Annotated in this window: 22 protein-coding genes, 1 tRNA gene and 1 riboswitch; of the genes, 17 read left to right on the top strand and 6 right to left on the bottom strand. The window is 66.4% G+C overall.

Annotation, left to right across the window (positions count from 1 at the left end; translation table 11 throughout):
- The first annotated feature begins 63 nt into the window (after nt 1-63).
- Nucleotides 64-1,266: a histidine-type phosphatase gene (locus ACLBWH_RS10630; protein ID WP_447798675.1), complete on the top strand. Its 1,203-nt coding sequence runs from the start codon at nt 64-66 to the stop codon at nt 1,264-1,266.
- Here the strand turns inward: ACLBWH_RS10630 and ACLBWH_RS10625 are convergent.
- Nucleotides 1,263-1,580, bottom strand: a complete 318-nt coding sequence (locus ACLBWH_RS10625) for a hypothetical protein (RefSeq protein WP_447798673.1) — start codon at nt 1,578-1,580, stop codon at nt 1,263-1,265. The genes ACLBWH_RS10630 and ACLBWH_RS10625 overlap by 4 nt on opposite strands.
- A 60-nt stretch (nt 1,581-1,640) precedes the next feature.
- Nucleotides 1,641-3,605, bottom strand: coding sequence for a beta-N-acetylhexosaminidase family protein (locus ACLBWH_RS10620; RefSeq protein ID WP_447798671.1), 1,965 nt, complete (start codon nt 3,603-3,605; stop codon nt 1,641-1,643).
- Nucleotides 3,606-3,744: 139 nt separating this feature from the next.
- A riboswitch (SAM-I-IV-variant riboswitch) is annotated at nt 3,745-3,854 on the top strand.
- Between the two features lie 50 nt (nt 3,855-3,904).
- Between ACLBWH_RS10620 and ACLBWH_RS10615 the strand changes: the two genes are divergently transcribed.
- Nucleotides 3,905-4,969 carry a threonine aldolase family protein gene (locus ACLBWH_RS10615; protein WP_447798669.1) on the top strand — a complete coding sequence of 355 codons (1,065 nt, stop codon included), beginning with the start codon at nt 3,905-3,907 and terminating at the stop codon, nt 4,967-4,969.
- Between the two features lie 134 nt (nt 4,970-5,103).
- Here the strand turns inward: ACLBWH_RS10615 and nusG are convergent, their stop codons facing one another.
- The 4 genes from nusG to ACLBWH_RS10595 all read right to left on the bottom strand — a co-directional run bounded on the left by nusG (nt 5,104) and on the right by ACLBWH_RS10595 (nt 6,358).
- Entirely contained in the window at nt 5,104-5,640 is a 537-nt protein-coding gene (gene nusG / locus ACLBWH_RS10610; protein WP_322850158.1) for a transcription termination/antitermination protein NusG, read from the bottom strand.
- A 10-nt stretch (nt 5,641-5,650) separates the two neighbouring features.
- Nucleotides 5,651-5,848, bottom strand: coding sequence for a preprotein translocase subunit SecE (secE, locus tag ACLBWH_RS10605; protein WP_322850157.1), 198 nt, complete (start codon nt 5,846-5,848; stop codon nt 5,651-5,653).
- Between the two features lie 192 nt (nt 5,849-6,040).
- Nucleotides 6,041-6,184, bottom strand: coding sequence for an LPXTG cell wall anchor domain-containing protein (locus tag ACLBWH_RS10600; RefSeq protein ID WP_322850156.1), 144 nt, complete (start codon nt 6,182-6,184; stop codon nt 6,041-6,043).
- A 98-nt stretch (nt 6,185-6,282) separates the two neighbouring features.
- Nucleotides 6,283-6,358, bottom strand: a tRNA-Trp gene (locus tag ACLBWH_RS10595).
- A 129-nt stretch (nt 6,359-6,487) separates the two neighbouring features.
- Between ACLBWH_RS10595 and ACLBWH_RS10590 the strand changes: the two genes are divergently transcribed.
- The 15 genes from ACLBWH_RS10590 to rplP all read left to right on the top strand — a co-directional run bounded on the left by ACLBWH_RS10590 (nt 6,488) and on the right by rplP (nt 17,704).
- Nucleotides 6,488-7,504 (top strand): alpha/beta fold hydrolase, encoded by a 1,017-nt coding sequence (locus ACLBWH_RS10590; protein ID WP_447798666.1) that lies wholly within the window; start codon nt 6,488-6,490, stop codon nt 7,502-7,504.
- Nucleotides 7,505-7,722: 218 nt separating this feature from the next.
- On the top strand, nt 7,723-8,094 hold the full coding sequence (rpsL, locus tag ACLBWH_RS10585) for a 30S ribosomal protein S12 (RefSeq protein WP_010185487.1): 372 nt from the start codon (nt 7,723-7,725) through the stop codon (nt 8,092-8,094).
- A 60-nt stretch (nt 8,095-8,154) separates the two neighbouring features.
- Nucleotides 8,155-8,625: a 30S ribosomal protein S7 gene (gene rpsG / locus ACLBWH_RS10580; RefSeq protein WP_322850154.1), complete on the top strand. Its 471-nt coding sequence runs from the start codon at nt 8,155-8,157 to the stop codon at nt 8,623-8,625.
- A gap of 30 nt (nt 8,626-8,655) precedes the next feature.
- Entirely contained in the window at nt 8,656-8,913 is a 258-nt protein-coding gene (locus ACLBWH_RS10575) for a hypothetical protein (protein ID WP_322850153.1), read from the top strand.
- Nucleotides 8,914-8,958: 45 nt separating this feature from the next.
- Complete coding sequence (fusA, locus tag ACLBWH_RS10570) at nt 8,959-11,055, top strand: elongation factor G (protein WP_322850152.1); 2,097 nt, start codon at nt 8,959-8,961, stop codon at nt 11,053-11,055.
- A gap of 180 nt (nt 11,056-11,235) precedes the next feature.
- A complete protein-coding gene (gene tuf / locus ACLBWH_RS10565; RefSeq protein ID WP_262828828.1) occupies nt 11,236-12,429 on the top strand; it encodes an elongation factor Tu in 1,194 nt (397 codons plus the stop codon).
- 270 nt (nt 12,430-12,699) lie between these two features.
- A complete protein-coding gene (gene rpsJ / locus ACLBWH_RS10560) occupies nt 12,700-13,008 on the top strand; it encodes a 30S ribosomal protein S10 (protein ID WP_007406109.1) in 309 nt (102 codons plus the stop codon).
- Nucleotides 13,009-13,366: 358 nt separating this feature from the next.
- Nucleotides 13,367-14,116, top strand: coding sequence for a 50S ribosomal protein L3 (gene rplC, locus ACLBWH_RS10555; protein WP_322850151.1), 750 nt, complete (start codon nt 13,367-13,369; stop codon nt 14,114-14,116).
- Between the two features lie 2 nt (nt 14,117-14,118).
- Entirely contained in the window at nt 14,119-14,745 is a 627-nt protein-coding gene (gene rplD, locus ACLBWH_RS10550; protein ID WP_322850150.1) for a 50S ribosomal protein L4, read from the top strand.
- The gene (locus tag ACLBWH_RS10545) at nt 14,738-15,049 is read left to right on the top strand and encodes a 50S ribosomal protein L23 (protein WP_038663397.1); all 312 of its coding nucleotides are present in this window, start codon (nt 14,738-14,740) and stop codon (nt 15,047-15,049) included. Before rplD ends, ACLBWH_RS10545 begins: the two co-directional genes overlap by 8 nt.
- A 5-nt stretch (nt 15,050-15,054) precedes the next feature.
- Nucleotides 15,055-15,894 carry a 50S ribosomal protein L2 gene (gene rplB, locus ACLBWH_RS10540; RefSeq protein WP_037534170.1) on the top strand — a complete coding sequence of 280 codons (840 nt, stop codon included), beginning with the start codon at nt 15,055-15,057 and terminating at the stop codon, nt 15,892-15,894.
- A gap of 2 nt (nt 15,895-15,896) precedes the next feature.
- Complete coding sequence (gene rpsS / locus ACLBWH_RS10535) at nt 15,897-16,172, top strand: 30S ribosomal protein S19 (RefSeq protein WP_017979490.1); 276 nt, start codon at nt 15,897-15,899, stop codon at nt 16,170-16,172.
- On the top strand, nt 16,172-16,549 hold the full coding sequence (gene rplV / locus ACLBWH_RS10530; RefSeq protein ID WP_038663392.1) for a 50S ribosomal protein L22: 378 nt from the start codon (nt 16,172-16,174) through the stop codon (nt 16,547-16,549). Before rpsS ends, rplV begins: the two co-directional genes overlap by 1 nt.
- Nucleotides 16,549-17,256, top strand: a complete 708-nt coding sequence (gene rpsC / locus ACLBWH_RS10525; RefSeq protein ID WP_037534164.1) for a 30S ribosomal protein S3 — start codon at nt 16,549-16,551, stop codon at nt 17,254-17,256. The genes rplV and rpsC overlap by 1 nt, the downstream gene beginning before the upstream one ends.
- A 13-nt stretch (nt 17,257-17,269) precedes the next feature.
- A complete protein-coding gene (rplP, locus tag ACLBWH_RS10520) occupies nt 17,270-17,704 on the top strand; it encodes a 50S ribosomal protein L16 (RefSeq protein ID WP_037534163.1) in 435 nt (144 codons plus the stop codon).
- Nucleotide 17,705: the final 1 nt, after the last annotated feature.

Here is a 17,705-nt window from a genome sequence, read left to right as displayed (position 1 = left end):
ACGGTGCTGCGACAGGTGCGGCACCCGACGGGTAGCGTTCGCTGCCTCAGGAGGGGACAAGACATGAAACGCCTGCTCATCGCCGCGCTGATCGCCGGTACCGCCGCGCCGGCCGCGGCGAGCGAACCCGCCCCTCCGGCGGGCCTCACGCTCGACCGCGTCGTGCTGCTGATGCGCCACGGCGTCCGCCCGCCGACCAAGTCGCCGCCACTGCCCGAGGGCAGCGCGCGCGGCGCATGGCCGCAATGGCCCGTCGCTCCCGGCTATCTCACCCCGCACGGCCGCGCCGCGCTGGCCCGCGTTGCGACCTACGACCGCGCGCGCTGGACCGCCGCCGGTCTGCTCCCGCGCCGGGGCTGCGCGCGCATCCGCATCGTCGCCGACAGCGACCAGCGGACGATCGAAACCGCGCGCACCTACGCCGCCGGTCTCGCCCCCGGCTGTCCGGTCGCCCCCGAGCACAAGCCGCAGGACGTCGCCGATCCCTTGTTCTCGCCGATCGACGCAGGCGCGGCGCCGTTCGATGCGGAGCAGGCGCGCGCCGCGGTGCTCGCCGCCGCCGGTCCCGACGGCATCGCTGCCGAGGAACGCCGCCTCGCCCCGTTGTTGACGCGGCTCGACGTCATCCTCTGCGGCAAGCCCACGCCCGGTTGCGGCATCGCCGCCACGCCGACCGGCCTCGCCCCCGCCCGGCCCGGCAAGCGCCCCAAGCTCACCGGCGCGCTCGACCGCGCCTCGACCGCGGCGCAGGTGCTGCTGCTCGAATATGCCGACGGCAAACCGATGCCCGAAGTCGGTTGGGGTCGCGCGACGCCCGCCGACATCGGCCGCCTGTCGGCGCTGCACAGCAGCGAATTCCGCCTGCTCGCCCGCCCGCGCTACGTCGCCCGCGCCAATCTCGCGCTGCTCGCGCCGCTGATCGCCGATTCGCTCGCCGGCGACGATGGCGCGGCGGTGACGATGATCTCGGGCCACGACACCAATATCGCCAGCCTCGGCGGGTTGCTCGACCTGCACTGGCGCGTCCCCGGCCTTGCCGCCGACGATCCGTCGCCGGGCGGCGCGATCGTCCTCGAACGGCTGCGCGACGCCAGCGGCGGCCGCTACGTCCGCGCGCTCTACCGATCGCAGACGCTCGCCCAGATCCGCAGCGCCGCGCCGCTCACCGCACCTTATGTCGCGATACTGCCGATCCCCGGCTGCACGACGCGCGGCGTCGCCGGCCTGTGCACCCTGGCGGACTTCCGCAAGACGCTGCTGCGCTAGCGCCCGGTCGCCCGATCGCCCGGCGTGCGCAGCGTCGCGAGGAAGCGCGGCAGCAGTCCGGTCACGCGCAATGCCGGCAGATAGGCCGCCGACTCGCAAGACGCGCGACTGCGTTCGATATTGTCGCAGCGCGCAATCCCGCCCCCAGCCGAGCGCGGCAATGCCCGGTCGAGCCGCCGCCGCTCCGCCGCGGGCAGCGAATCGCGGAAGTCGTCGAGCCGTTGCAACCGCTCGCCCGCGGGCAAGGCGACGAATCGCGCCGGCACCGCCGGGACGGCCGGCGCCGCGAGCAGCAGGGACCATAGAAAAGCCAAATCCGCCTCCATGTTCGCTCCCGGACCGCAACGATAACACGATCCGGGGCGGCGAACAGGTCAGTCGGCGGCGGCGTGTGTCGGCGGCGTCGCGATCAGCCCAGGCGCCTCGGCGACGAACCGGTCGAGCACGCCATCGGCGATCTTGATCGGGCCATCGAACCGGGTCGCGCCGGGGATCGACGGGATCGCCGCCGCTTCGGCTGCCAGCCGCTTGGCATCGGCGAAATAGCGCGTTGCCGCGCCGCTGCCGCGATTCGCCGCATCGAGCCCCGCCGCGGTCAGCTGCAGCGCGCGGCCCCAGCGTTGCAGCGCATCGAGCCACGGCCGCGCCTGCGCGGCGAAGGCGGGATCGACCGTGCCCGAACGGATGATGTCCGACGCACCCGCCAGCGCATCGGCGCGCTGCGCCAGGTCGGCGATCGCCGCCTGCCGTGCCGCCGCGTCGCCCTCGGCCAGCGTCTCGCGCACGCCGTCGAGCAGCGCCTTGAGCTGCGGCGCCTGCGGCTGCCACGGCTGACTGCCGAACGTCGGCGCCATATGCTGCGTGTCGAAGAACAGCAGCAGCGCCGCGGTCGCCTGCTCGTCGCCGCCGGCGAGGTCGCGCGCCGCGGCATGCCAGGTCAGCGTCGGGTCGTAATCCCGGTCGTTCCACGCGAAGGCGGCGACGCCGGTCACCGCGACGCGGCTCGGCGCTTCCTGGTTCATCGGGTTGGACAGGATGCCGGTCAGCTCGCCCGATAGCCCCGCCTCGCGCCGGTCATAGGGCGCGAGCAGCAGCCGCCCGGTGGTCTGGGCGTAATCGTTGACCGGGTAATTGTCCCACAGCAGCGTCTTGCGGCCGAACGCCTTGGTCGCCGCCTTGGCGTCGGGGATCGAAATGGCGGGCGGCACCACGTCGGTGCCGGTCCATTGCACGACGATGCGCGGGTCGAGGTGCTGGCGTAGCGCCGCCTTGTACGGCGTTTCCTTCGCATCGTAATATTCGGTCGGCACCATGATCAGCGGCCGCGCCTTGGAATCCTTGGCGGTCAGGTCCTTCTGCACGATGTTGAGCAATTGCGCCTGCGCGACGCCTGCCGCCTGCGCGCCGGACGGGCCGAAGGCGGCGGTGTCGCGCGCACAATTCCACTTGGTATATTCGATGTCGTCGAGCGCGACGTAGAAGCTGTCGATGCCGATCGCGCGCAACGCGTCGAACTTGCGCTCCAGCGCCTGCGCGTCGGCGGGGTCGGAGAAGCAGACGCTCGGCCCCGGCGAGATCGCATAGACGAAGTCGACGTGATTGCGCCGCGCCGTCGCCGCCAGCGTGCCGAGCGCGCTCAGCGTCGCGGCGGGGTAGGGCTCGCGCCAGCGCGCGCGTGCGAACGGATCGTCCTTGGGGCTGTAGACATAGGTGTTCGCCTTGACGCTGGCGAGGAAGGCGAGGTGCTTGGTGCGATCCGCCATCGTCCACGGCGCGCCGTAGAAGCCCTCGATCGTGCCGCGGATCGGCATCGCCGGATGATCCTGGATCACCAAGGTCGGTACGCTGGGCCGTCGGGCGAGCTGGCGGAAGGTCTGCGCCGCGTGGAACAGGCCGTCGGCGTCATGACCGGCAAGCGTGATCAGACTGCCCCTGCCGATCGCGAGGCTGGCGATCGTATAGCCCTCGGCATAGCCGTCGAGCGTCGTGCCGCTGCGCGCGAGCGCGGCGCGGATCACGCCGGCGTCGCCGGTGCCGAGGACGACATAGGTCCGGTCGAGCGCCGCCGGCACGGCGCGGGCGGTAGCGATCGTGGTGACGCCGGCGGCGGTGAGGATGCCGCGGATCAGCGCGACCGTCTCGCCCAGCGTCCCCGGCGCGACCACCAGCACCACCGAATCGCCCAACGTCACCGTGCCGCTGCCGAGCGCGATCGACGCGGGCGCGGGGAAGATCGCCGGCAGCGTCGCCGGCTCGGCCGCGCCCGCCGCGGTGGCGAGCCCCGCCAGCGTGGCGGCCAAGGCGGCATATCGGCCGATCCCACCCCTGCGTCGCGTCATCCTGTGCCTCCGGTATCCAATTGGTATTACGCAGGCTTAGGCAGATGTCGTGACGGCGGCAAGCCGCACGCCGTGCCGTCCCGCGTCGGGAAACGCTTCGTCACCCTCTTGATCGTATACGCTGCTGTCGCTAAGGGCGCGACAGCATCAAGAGTCGGGACGACGCCCGACACCAACCTGCTCCCGAGCAAGGTGGTGCCTCCATGCAGATGGAGGGATGTGGCCGGACCGGCAACCAACGGGATCACGCCACACGTCGCTTCGTCTCTGGTGCATCGAACCGGAAGAAGGACAGCGACGTGACCGACGCCCAGCAATTCGCCAGCGACAATTATGCCGGGATCTGCCCCGAAGCGTGGCAGGCCATGGACCTGGCGAATCGCGGCTCCGCCAGCGCATATGGCGACGACGACTGGACGCAGCGCGCCTCCGACGCCTTCCGCGACCTGTTCGAGACCGAGTGCGAGGTGTTCTTCGCGTTCAACGGCACCGCCGCCAATTCGCTCGCGCTCGCCTCGCTCTGCCAATCCTATCACAGCGTGATCTGCTCGGCGCAGGCGCATGTCGAGACCGACGAATGCGGCGCGCCCGAATTCTTCTCGAACGGCTCCAAGCTGCTCGTCGCGCCGACCGACAGCGGCAAGCTCGATCCGCAGGCGATCCGCAAGCTCGCGACGGGGCGCGCCGACATCCACTTCCCCAAGCCGCGCGTCGTGACGATCACCCAGCCGACCGAGACGGGGCAGGTCTATACGATCGACGAGGTCGCGGCGCTGTCGGCGGTCTGCCGCGAACTCGGGCTGCGTCTGCACATGGACGGCGCGCGGTTCGCGCATGCCTGCGCGACCTTGGGGTGCAGCCCGGCGGACATCACGTGGCGCGCCGGCGTCGACGTATTGTGTTTCGGCGGCACCAAGAACGGCATGGCGGTCGGCGAGGCGGTGCTGTTCTTCGATCCCGCGCTGGCGCAGGATTTCGACTATCGCTGCAAACAGGCGGGGCAGCTCGCCTCGAAGATGCGCTTCCTGTCCGCGCCCTGGGTCGGGCTGCTGGAAAGCGGCGCGTGGCTGAGCAACGCCGAACACGGCAACGCCTGCGCCCGGAGGGTCGCCGCCGCCGTCGCCGACCTGCCCGATATCGTGCCGATGTTCCCGGTCGACGCCAATGCCGTCTTCCTCACCGCGCCCGAAGCGGTGCTCGACGGGCTGCGCGCGCGGGGCTGGCGTTTCTATACGTTCATCGGCGGCGGCGCCCGCTTCATGTTCGCCTGGGATGCCGATCCGGCACGCGTCGACGCACTGATCGCCGATCTGCGCACCGTCGCGGGGGCATCCGCGAGCACATATGCCTGCGCGGCGGCTTAGGGGGATCGATCTGCAATCAAATTCCTCCCCCTGGCGGGGGAGGAATTTGTTTGTCGCTCTGCCCTTTGGCGCGGACACAACAAGGGCCGAAGCGTCGCCGCTCCGGCCCTTCGTGTCTCTGCGGCGATCCGCGATTACTTCGAGCGTTCGACCTGTTCGAAGTCCAGCTCGACCGGGGTGGCGCGGCCGAAGATCGACACCGACACCTTGACCTTCGACTTGTCGAAATCGAGTTCCTCGACGATGCCGTTGAAGCTCGCGAACGGACCTTCGAGCACCTTGACCGCGTCGCCGATCTCGTAATCGACCTTGACCTTGGTCTTCGGCGCCGCGGCGGCCTCTTCCTTGCTGTTGAGCATGCGCGCGGCCTCGGCCTCGCTGATCGCCTGCGGCTTGCCCATGCTGCCGAGGAAGCCGGTCACCTTGGGCGTGTTCTTGACGAGGTGGTAGACGTCGTCGTTCATGTTGAGCTTGGCGAGCACGTAGCCGGGCATGAACTTGCGTTCGACCGCGATCTTCTTGCCGCGGCGGGCCTCGGTCACCGTCTCGGTCGGCACCTCGATCTGCTCGACGAGCTGATCGAGGCCGAGCCGGGTCGCCTCGGCCATGATCGCGTCGCGGACCTTGCCCTCGAAGCCCGAATAGGCGTGAATGATGTACCAGCGCGCCATTGGAAAACCCTTACTTCGCGAGCTTGAGCAGCGCCTGGACGACCGCGTTGAAGAACGTGTCGACGCCCAGGAAGAACAGCGCGAGGATCGTGGTCATGATGACCACCATGATGCCCGTCATGACCGTCTCGCGCCGGGTCGGCCAGACGACCTTCTTGGTCTCGGCCTGCACCTGACGGATGAATTCGATGGGGGTCGTCTTCGCCACTGTTTTTTCTCAAAACCCGCTGGAATCACGAAAAATCCGTGTCGCTGAAGGCATAAGGCCGCTGCCGCTTCCCTCATGTGGGGAACCGGCGTGGCCCGTCCTCAGCTGTCGGATGGCCTGCGCAGATAGCCGCACGGGCCGGTAAAGGCAAGTCCGCCGGGATGCGGGACGCCGAGGCGCCCGCAGCGCCGGTCAATGACCGTAGGTCTTGATTCCGCGCCGCCGCAGCTTCTCACGCTTGCGCTTGCGCAAATATACGATCAGCGCCGGTACGCCGATCAGCAGCAACACGCCGATAATGGCATAAACAAGCGTAAATCGTGTGGCCTCGTCCATGGTCGCTTTATAGCAGGACGATTGTCGGCGTCACCGCCAATATGACAAAAAATTCATTGCGATGGGTCAAGGTCCGGCCGGCGCATCGCGGGCGGGACTGGCAGGAGTGCACGGACTCGAACCGTGGGCCCTCGGTTTTGGAGACCGATGCTCTACCAACTGAGCTACACTCCTGCAGCGCCGCGCCCTCTACCGCCTTGCGGAAAAAAGGGCAAGACGATCCTGCGCGATCGTCATCGCATGGGTGACGGCCGGCCGTCATCTCATTATGGGACGGTAACGAACGGTCACGGGAGACGACGGTTGGCGAAGATCATGGCGGCGGGTGCGGCACTGGCGCTGGCATGCCTGCCCGCGGTCGGCATCGCCGCCGATCCGGTCGCGGCGCCCGAGCTGGGGGCCAATCTCGAACGCTTCACCTATCCCTGGCCGGTGCAGACGATGACCTTCGACGTCGTCGGCCAGCCCGCGACGATGGCCTTCATGGACATCGCGCCGGCACGCCCGAACGGCCGCAGCGTGGTGCTGCTCCACGGCAAGAACTTCTGCGGCGCGACGTGGGAAAGCAGCGCGCGGGCGCTCGCCAACGCCGGCTATCGCGTCCTCGTCCCCGACCAGATCGGCTTCTGCAAATCCGCCAAGCCGCGCGCCGCGCAATATAGCTTCGAGATGCTGGCCTCGTTCACCCGCCGTCTGATGGAGGCGCGGGGCATCCCCCGCGCTGCCATCGTCGGCCATTCCTTCGGCGGCATGCTCGCGATGCGCTTCGCGATCCTCTATCCCGACGCGGTCGAGCGGCTGGTGCTGATCAATCCGCTCGGCCTCAAGGACCGGTCGGAGGAGGGGCTGCCGTACGTCGACGTCGACACTTTGTGGGCGGGCGAGCGCAAGGCGAGCTATGCCTCGATCAAGGCCTATCAGCAGCAGAATTACTATCACGGCACCTGGAAGCCCGCCTACGACCGCTGGGTATGGATGCTCGCGGGCATGTACCAGGGGGCAGGGCGTGACGCCGTGGCGCTCGCCCAGGCCAAGACCAGCGAGATGATCAAGACGCAGCCGGTCGCGCACGAATTGTATCGCCTGAAGCCGCCGACGACGCTGCTCATCGGCACGCTCGATCGCACCGCTTTCGGACGGGCGCAGACGCCGTCCAATTTGCGCCAGTTCCTCGAGGCGATCCCGGTCGTCGCCCGCAAGGCGGTGACGCAGATGCCCAACGCGACGCTGATCCCGCTCGACGGGCTCGGCCATTCGCCGCAGGTCGAGGATCCCGCGCGATTCGAGAAGGTGCTGCTCGCCACGCTCGCCCGGCGCTAGCCGGCGCGGGTGCGGAAGGGGCGCCCCGTTGACCCGCGCCCCGACTCTGCGTATAGGCCCGCCCCGTCTGTCGGAGCGATCCGGCGGACATGCTTGAACATTGCTGGATGCAAAGTTGTGGGGCCGGGGTGGTGCATGCGCCGCCATCCGTCCCTTTTTGTATTCCGAAGTGCTGTGAAGGCTCCAGCAAAGTAACCCACATACGAGGTGAAGGCTTCATGCCGACGATCAACCAGCTGGTCCGCAAGGGCCGCGACCCGCAGAAGGCCAAGTCGAAGGTCCCTGCGATGGAGCAGAACCCGCAGAAGCGCGGCGTCTGCACCCGCGTCTACACGACGACCCCGAAGAAGCCGAACTCGGCGCTGCGCAAGGTGGCCAAGGTCCGCCTGACCAACAGCCGCGAAGTCATCAGCTACATTCCGGGCGAAGGCCACAACCTTCAGGAGCACTCTGTGGTCCTGATCCGCGGCGGCCGTGTGCGCGATCTTCCCGGCGTCCGCTACCACGTCCTGCGCGGCGTGCTCGATACGCAGGGCGTCAAGGATCGCCGTCAGTCCCGCTCCAAGTACGGCGCCAAGCGTCCGAAGTAAGCCGGTTGGCCCCGTCGCTCGGGGCTCGACCATCAGGCTGAAGTTAGAAAGGTTTTTGAAATGGCACGTCGTCGTCGTCCCGAAAAGCGGGTCATCCTGCCTGATCCCAAGTTCGGGGATGAGGTTCTCTCCAAGTTCATGAATTCGGTCATGCTCGACGGCAAGAAGTCCGTCGCCGAACTGATCGTCTACGGTGCGCTCGAAACCGTCGAAAGCCGCGCCAAGCGCGAGCCGATCGGCGTGTTCCACGACGCGCTCAACAACATCAAGCCGGGCATCGAAGTGCGCTCGCGCCGCGTCGGTGGTGCGACCTACCAGGTCCCCGTCGAGGTCCGTCCGGAGCGCGCCCAGGCGCTGGCGATCCGCTGGCTGATCACTGCCGCCCGTGCGCGCAGCGAGAACACCATGTCGGCACGCCTGTCGGGCGAGCTGATGGATGCCGCCAACAACCGCGGCAACGCGGTGAAGAAGCGCGAAGACACGCACCGCATGGCCGAAGCCAACCGCGCCTTCTCGCATTATCGCTGGTAGGTGATTATATAGGCGGCGAGGAGGCGGCGGATGGCGACGATACCCGATACATCGGACGACGACATCCGCCGCCTTAATCGCGATTCTGCGAAGCTCGAAGCCGAAACGCGAAAGCTGATGGCGGAAGCCGGCAAGCGCACCGCCGAAGAATACAAACTTCTGGCGGAGCGCTTGAAGCTGGAGCGGGATAGAATGATTTCGCCCTGGCTGCTTCTCGCCCAGGGTCTGGTGGCAGGCGCCGCGCTCGTGGGGGCCGGCGCCGCGCTTGCCAAAATGCTGATCGGCTAGACAGCCGGCCTGCCTACTACCACTCAAGTCCGAAGGACCACGATCATGGCCCGCAGCCATCCGCTCGACCGCTACCGCAACATCGGCATCATGGCGCACATCGACGCCGGCAAGACGACCACGACCGAGCGCATCCTCTATTACACCGGCAAGTCCTACAAGATCGGCGAAGTGCACGAAGGCACCGCGACGATGGACTGGATGGAGCAGGAGCAGGAGCGCGGGATCACGATCACGTCCGCCGCAACGACGTGCTTCTGGTCGGCTGAAGAGGGCAAGGGCCCCGAGCACCGCATCAACATCATCGACACCCCCGGCCACGTCGACTTCACCATCGAAGTCGAGCGTTCGCTGCGCGTGCTCGACGGTGCGGTCGCCTGCTTCGACGGCGTCGCCGGCGTCGAGCCGCAGTCCGAGACCGTGTGGCGCCAGGCCGACAAATACGGCGTGCCGCGCATGTGCTTCGTCAACAAGCTCGACCGCACCGGTGCCGATTTCTACTTCTGCGTCGATTCGATCATCGAGCGCCTCGGCGCGCGTCCGGCCGTGCTCTATCTGCCGATCGGCATCGAGGGTGGCTTCAAGGGCCTCGTTGACCTGGTCGAGAATCGCGCGATCGTCTGGCTCGAGGAGAGCCTGGGCGCCAAGTTCGAATATCAGGACATCCCTGCAGACATGGCCGACAAGGCCGCCAAGTATCGCAGCGAGCTGATCGAGATGGCCGTCGAGCAGGACGATGACCTCATGGAGGCGTATCTCGAGGGCAACGAGCCGTCGGTCGCCGACCTCAAGAAGCTGATCCGCAAGGGTACGCTCGGCATGGCATTCGTGCCGGTCGTCTGCGGCTCGGCGTTCAAGAACAAGGGCGTGCAGCCCCTGCTCGACGCGGTCGTCGACTATCTGCCGTCGCCGCTCGACGTGCCGGCGATCAAGGGCGTCAAGCTCGACGGCGAGACGCCGGACGAGCGTCCCTCGGACGACACCGCGCCGTTCTCGGCGCTGGCATTCAAGATCATGAACGATCCCTTCGTCGGCACGCTCACCTTCGCGCGCATCTATTCGGGCAAGCTCGAGGCGGCGTCGCAGGTGACCAACTCGGTCAAGGACAAGAAGGAAAAGGTCGGCCGCATGCTGCTGATGCATGCGAACGACCGCGAGGACATCCAGGTGGCCTATGCCGGCGACATCGTCGCGCTGGCGGGTCTCAAGGATACCACGACCGGTGACACGCTCTGCGCGATCAACGCCCCGATCATCCTCGAGCGGATGGAATTCCCCGAGCCCGTGATCGAGCTGTCGGTGGAGCCGAAGACCAAGGCCGACCAGGAGAAGATGGGCGTCGCGCTCAATCGTCTCGCCCGCGAGGACCCCTCGTTCCGCGTCTCGTCGGACGCCGAATCGGGCCAGACGATCATCAAGGGGATGGGCGAGCTCCACCTCGAGATCCTCGTCGACCGCATGAAGCGCGAGTTCAAGGTCGAGGCCAACGTCGGCGCGCCGCAGGTGGCCTATCGCGAATATCTCGCGAAGAAGGTCGACATCGACTACACCCACAAGAAGCAGTCGGGTGGTTCGGGTCAGTTCGGTCGCGTCAAGCTGACGGTCGTCCCCGGCGAGCGTGGCTCGGGCTTCCAGTTCTTCGACGAGGTCAAGGGCGGCAACATCCCGAAGGAGTATATCCCCTCCGTCGAGAAGGGCATGCGCGAGACTGCCGAGACGGGTTCGCTGATCGGCTTCCCGATCATCGACTTCGAGGTGCATCTGTATGACGGCGCCTACCATGACGTCGATTCGTCGGCGCTGGCGTTCGAAATCTGCGCGCGTGGCGCGATGCGCGAAGCGGCCCAGAAGGCCGGCATCAAACTGCTCGAGCCGATCATGAAGGTCGAGGTCGTCACCCCCGAGGATTATCTCGGCGACGTCATCGGCGACATGAACAGCCGTCGTGGCCAGATCCAGGGCACCGACAGCCGCGGCAACGCCCAGACGGTCGAGGCGATGGTGCCGCTGGCCAACATGTTCGGCTACGTGAACCAGCTCCGCTCGTTCACCCAGGGCCGCGCGCAGTACAGCATGCAGTTCTCGCACTACGACGAGGTTCCGACCAACGTCGCCGACGAGATCAAGGCGAAGATGGCCTAAGGCACACGGGGTCAAGGTGACTTGACCCCGAGATGCCGAAAGGGTCTCCCACTGGCGCTTAACGCCGGCGAGAGCCGGGCTTAGGCTGCGGGCAGGGGCTGGCGTTACCAATCATCTACCGCTAAAGGGCCGCGTTCGCGTGGCCCCGGCGGCACCGAATTCGAATCAGAAGGTAGGAAAATGGCTAAGGCAAAATTCGAGCGGAACAAGCCGCATCTCAACATCGGTACCATCGGCCACGTCGACCATGGCAAGACGTCGCTGACCGCCGCGATCACCAAGGTGCTGGCAGAGACGACCGGCGGCACCGCGGTCGACTTCGCGAACATCGACAAGGCTCCGGAAGAGCGTGAGCGCGGCATCACCATCTCGACCGCGCACGTCGAGTATGAGACGACCAACCGCCACTATGCACACGTCGATTGCCCGGGCCACGCCGATTATGTGAAGAACATGATCACCGGCGCCGCGCAGATGGACGGCGCGATCCTGGTCGTGTCGGCTACCGACGGCCCGATGCCGCAAACCCGCGAGCACATCCTGCTCGCCCGTCAGGTCGGCGTGCCGGCGATGGTCGTGTTCATGAACAAGGTCGATCTGGTCGACGACGAGGAAATCCTCGAGCTGGTCGAGCTGGAAATCCGCGAGCTGCTCAGCTCGTACGAATTCCCGGGCGACGATATCCCCATCATCAAGGGTTCGGCGACCTGCGCGCTGTCGGGTTCGAACGACACGTTCGGCAAGGACGCCGTGCTCGAGCTGATGAAGCAGGTCGACGAATATATCCCGCAGCCGGAGCGTCCGCTCGACAAGCCGTTCATGATGCCGATCGAGGACGTGTTCTCGATCTCGGGTCGCGGCACGGTCGTCACGGGCCGCGTCGAGACGGGCATCGTCAAGGTCGGTGAGGAAGTCGAGATCGTCGGTATCCACCCGACCGTCCGCAAGACCACCGTCACCGGCGTCGAGATGTTCCGCAAGCTGCTCGACCAGGGCCAGGCCGGCGATAACGTCGGTGCGCTGATCCGTGGCGTTGCGCGCGACGAAGTCGAGCGTGGCCAGGTGCTCTGCAAGCCCGGCTCGATCAAGCCGCACACCGACTTCCAGTCGGAAGTGTACGTGCTGTCGAAGGAAGAGGGTGGCCGTCACACGCCGTTCTTCGCCAACTATCGTCCGCAGTTCTACTTCCGCACGACGGACGTGACCGGCACCGTCGAGCTGCCCGAGGGCACCGAGATGGTCATGCCCGGCGACAACATCTCGCTCGGCATCAAGCTGATCGCGCCGATCGCCATGGACGTCGGCCAGCGCTTCACCATCCGTGAGGGCGGTCGTACCGTCGGCGCGGGCGTGGTGAGCGAAATCGCCAAGTAAGATCCGGTCCGGCGCCCCGGCGCCGGTCCGATCGAAAACAGCGGCCCGGCTCTCCAAAAAAGGAGAGTCGGGCCGTTGCTATTTAATGAGGGCTCCTTTAAGGGCGCTCCTCCAAGTTTTACTGAGTTACGGCTCTTTCTCGTCGTCGTGCTGCATCCGTCATAACGGGCAGCCGATCTCATCCCGCCGGTCCAGCACCAGCGGCACGAGTCCTCCGCCTACCGGCGGTGGAGACGGCCGGGGTCGTGCTCCTTCGCATCGGTAGGGATCATGGACAGCAATATCCGCATTCGCCTCAAGGCGTTCGATCATCGTGTGCTCGACCAGGCGACCGGCGACATCGCCGACACCGCGCGCCGCACCGGCGCGCTCATCCGCGGTCCGATTCCGCTTCCGACCCGCATCGAGAAGTTCACCGTCAACCGCGGTCCGCACATCGACAAGAAGTCGCGCGAGCAGTTCGAGGTCCGCACCTACAAGCGCATGCTCGACATCGTGCAGCCCACCCCGCAGACCGTCGACGCGCTGATGAAGCTCGACCTCGCCGCAGGCGTTGACGTCGAGATCAAGCTGGCCTGATTCAGGCCAGCGCGCCTTTAGCCCCCGCGAAGGCCGGGGTCCCTGTTGACGCAGTCAACAGGTTGGCGTAATGGCCCGCATCCCGCGGTCGACGTGAGTCCCGCGGGTTTGCTGTTTTCCGCCCAGGCGGAGCAGCGGTTCGGGCCCTTCGCCACGGCGGAGTACCTGACAGACACGAGATACCGCCGGCCGCTTCGGTTGCCGGGCCAGCGTCTCCCGTCATGTTCCCGGCAACGGGGGCGACCAGCCCGGGACGGGGCGACGTAGCTACAATCGGGTTGGATGGCGCCTTTAGCGAGGCGCCGCACGCACGTACGGGAATGGTCCCGGGCGTGCCTCTGTAATGGAGTAATGGATCATGCGCACTGGCGTGATCGCGAAGAAAATGGGTATGACCCGCCTGTTCCAGGATGATGGCCGCCACGTGCCGGTCACCGTCCTGCAGCTCGAAGGCCTCCAGGTCATTGCCCGTCGCGAACAAGATCGTGATGGCTACACTGCCGTTCAGCTCGGTGCTGGCGTCGCAAAAGCCAAGAATGTCGCCAAGCCGCAGCGCGGCCACTTCGGCAAGGCCGAAGTCGAGCCCAAGGCGGTCGTCGCCGAATTCCGCGTCAGCGAGGACAACCTCCTCGACGTCGGTGCGGAAATCTCGGCCGAGCATTTCGTCGCCGGTCAGCTGGTCGATATCCAGGGTCGTACCCAGGGTAAGGGCTTCGCCGGCGGCATGAAGCGCTGGAACTTCAAGGGTCTGCGCGCGACGCACGGCGTCTCGGTCTCGCACCGTTCGCTCGGTTCGACCGGTCAGCGCCAGGATCCGGGCAAGGTCTTCAAGAACAAGAAGATGGCCGGCCACATGGGCGACCGCAACCGCACGCAGCAGAACCTCGAGATCGTCGGCACCGACGCCGAGCGCGGCCTCATCTTCGTCAAGGGTTCGGTCCCTGGGTCGAAGGGCGGCTGGCTGTTCGTCAAGGACGCGGTCAAGGTCAAGGCGCATGCCGAGGCTCCCTATCCCGCCAGCCTGAAGCAGGCTGCCAACAGCAACACCGTAGCCGACACGCCCGCCGAGACGAGCGCGCCGGAAGCTACCGACGGCCAGGAGGGCTGAACGTGAAGGTCAAGGTTCAATCCTTCGCCGGCACCGCTGCGGCGGACGTCGAGCTCAACGACGAGGTCTTCGGCCTCGATCCGCGCGCCGATATCCTGCACCGCGTGGTCACCTGGCAGCTCGAGAAGCGTCGCGAGACGGCTCGTGGCACCCGCGAGCGCGCGGACGTCGCGCGCACCGGCAAGAAGTTCGGTCGCCAGAAGGGCGGCGGTACGGCACGTCACGGCGATCGCCGCGCTCCCGTCTTCATCGGCGGTGGTAAGGCTCACGGCGCCCGCGTCCGCGACTTCAACCCGGGTCTGAACAAGAAGATTCGCGCGCTCGGTCTCAAGATGGCTCTGTCGAGCCATGCCAAGGCCGGCTCGCTGATCATCATGGACAGCATCGTGGTCGAGAACAACAAGACCAAGACGCTGGTCGGCGATCTCGCCAAGGTCGGCTTCGGCAAGTCGGCGCTGGTCATCGACGGTGACACCGTCGAGACGAGCTTTGCCCTCGCTGCCGGCAACCTGCACGAGATCAACGTCCTGCCGGCGGCTGGTGCCAACGTCTATGACATCCTGAAGGCTGACACGCTGGTCCTGACCCGCGCGGCGGTCGAGAAGCTGGAGGCTCGCTTCAATGGCTAAGCAGCAGAAGGCCGTCGACAACCGTCACTATGACGTGATCGTCGCGCCGCACATCACCGAAAAGGCGACCTTGCTCTCCGAGCATAACGCCGTTGTGTTCAAGGTCGCGAACGACGCGACCAAGCCCGAGATCAAGGCTGCCGTCGAGGCTCTCTTCGACGTCACCGTGACCGGCGTGAACACGATCGTCCAGAAGGGCAAGACCAAGAAGTGGAAGGGCGCTCCTTACCAGCGCTCCGACATGAAGAAGGCCATTGTCACCCTGAAGGACGGCCAGTCCATCGACGTGACGACGGGGATCTAAGGGTCATGGCACTCAAGCATTACAACCCGACGAGCCCGGCCCGCCGCGGCCTGATCCTCGTCGACAAATCCGCGCTCTACAAGGGCAAGCCGGTCAAGGCGCTTACCGAAGGCAAGCGCAAGACCGGTGGTCGCAACAACAAGGGTCATGTGACCAGCCGCGGCATCGCCGGCGGCCACAAGCAGAAGTATCGCTACGTCGACTTCAAGCGTCGCAAGTGGGACGTCGAAGGCACCGTCGAGCGTCTGGAATACGACCCCAACCGCACCGCGTTCATCGCGCTGGTGAAGTATGCCGACGAAGAGCTGGCCTACATCATCGCGCCGCAGCGTCTGGCGCCGGGCGACAAGGTCCTCGCGGCCAAGAAGACCGACACCAAGCCGGGCAACGCCATGGAGCTGGGCCAGGTGCCCGTCGGCACCATCGTCCACAACGTGGAGATGAAGCCGGGCAAGGGTGGTCAGATCGCCCGTTCGGCCGGCACCTATGTGCAGGTCGTCGGTCGTGACCGCGGCATGGTCATCGTCCGCCTCAACTCGGGCGAGCAGCGCTACATCCGTGGCGAATGCATGGCGACGGTCGGTGCGGTGTCGAACCCGGACAACCAGAACCAGAACCTCGGCAAGGCCGGGCGTTCGCGCTGGATGGGCAAGCGTCCGCTGACCCGCGGCGTCGCCAAGAACCCGGTCGACCATCCGCACGGCGGTGGTGAAGGCCGGACCTCGGGCGGCCGTCATCCGGTTACGCCTTGGGGCAAGCCGACCAAGGGTGCTCGCACCCGTCACAATAAGTCGACCGACAAGATGATCATCCGGTCGCGTCATTCGACTAAGAGGAAGGGCTAACCATGGCTCGTTCAGTCTGGAAGGGCCCGTTCGTTGAACTGAGCCTTCTGAAGAAGGCGGAAACCGCGCAGGATGCCGGTGGCCGCGCGCCGATCAAGACCTGGTCGCGTCGTTCCACCATCCTGCCGTCGTTCGTCGGCCTCACGTTCAACGTCTACAACGGCCGCAAGTTCGTGCCGGTGTCGGTCAATGAAGACATGGTCGGCATGAAGCTGGGTGAGTTCGCGCCGACGCGCTACTTCCCCGGCCACGCCGCTGACAAGAAGGGCAAGCGCTGATGAGCAAGCCTGTATCCCCCCGCAAGGTCGGCGAGAAGGAAGCGCTTGCCGTCGCGACGCAGATCCGTGGTTCGGCGCAGAAGCTGAACCTGGTCGCGGCGCTGATCCGCAACAAGCCCGTCGGCGATGCGATGAGCATCCTTCAGTTTTCGACCAAGGCGATGGCGATCGACGCGCGCAAGGTGCTGGCCTCGGCCATCGCCAACGCCGAGAACAACCACAACCTCGACGTCGACGCGCTCGTCGTCGCCGAGGCCTCGGTCGGCAAGTCGATCACCATGAAGCGCTTCGCGACCCGCGGCCGTGGCAAGTCCACCCGCATCCTGAAGCCGTTCAGCCGTCTGCGCATCGTCGTGCGCGAGCAGGAAGAAGCATAATGGGTCACAAGAGCAACCCCATCGGCATGCGGCTCCAGATCAACCGGACCTGGGACAGCCGCTGGTTCGCCGAAGGCCATGATTATGGCCAGCTGCTGCTGGAGGATCTGAAGATCCGCGCCTTCATCATGAAGACGCTGCCGCAGGCCGCCATTTCCAAGGTCGTCATCGAGCGTCCGGCCAAGCTGTGCCGCATCTCGATCTTCGCTGCCCGTCCCGGTGTCATCATCGGCAAGAAGGGCTCGGACATCGAGAAGCTGCGCAAGACCATCGGCGCGATGACCAAGTCCGACGTGTCGCTGAACATCGTCGAGATCCGCAAGCCGGAGATCGACGCCAAGCTCGTCGCGCAGGGCATCGCCGACCAGCTCGAGCGTCGTATCGCCTTCCGCCGCGCCATGAAGCGTGCGGTGCAGTCGGCGATGCGCCTGGGTGCCGACGGCATCCGCGTCGCCTGCGGCGGCCGTCTCGGCGGCGCCGAGATCGCGCGTTCGGAGAGCTATCGCGAAGGTCGGGTTCCGCTGCACACGCTGCGCGCGAACATCGATTATGCCGAGGCCCAGGCCCACACGTCCTACGGCGTGTGCGGCGTGAAGGTCTGGGTCTTCAAGGGCGAGATCCTCGGCCATGACCCGATGGCGCAGGACCGGCTGATGATGGAGGCTCAGACCTCCGGCGTCCGCCCGGCCCGCGACGACCGTCGTTAAGGACTGACACGACATGTTGCAGCCAAAGCGCACCAAATTCCGCAAGGCCTTCAAGGGCCGCATCCATGGCGACGCCAAGGGTGGCACCAGCCTCAACTTCGGGTCGTACGGCCTGAAGGCGATGGAGCCGGACCGGATCACCGCACGCCAGATCGAGGCGGCCCGCCGCGCGATCACGCGTCACATCAAGCGCCAGGGGCGTTTGTGGATCCGTATCTTCCCGGACGTCCCCGTCTCGTCGAAGCCGGCCGAAGTCCGCATGGGCTCGGGCAAGGGTTCGCCCGAGTTTTGGGCCGCCCGCGTCAAGCCGGGCCGGATCCTGTTCGAGCTCGACGGCGTCGAAGGCAAGATTGCCGCAGAGGCATTCGAGCGCGCCGCGATGAAGCTCCCGATCAAAGTCAAGGTCGTCGCCCGCCTGGGTGACACCAGCCACCTCGGAGGCGAGTGAT

This window comes from Sphingomonas sp. M6A6_1c (assembly GCF_053345135.1).
This window is presented reverse-complemented; position numbering and strand designations above follow the sequence as displayed.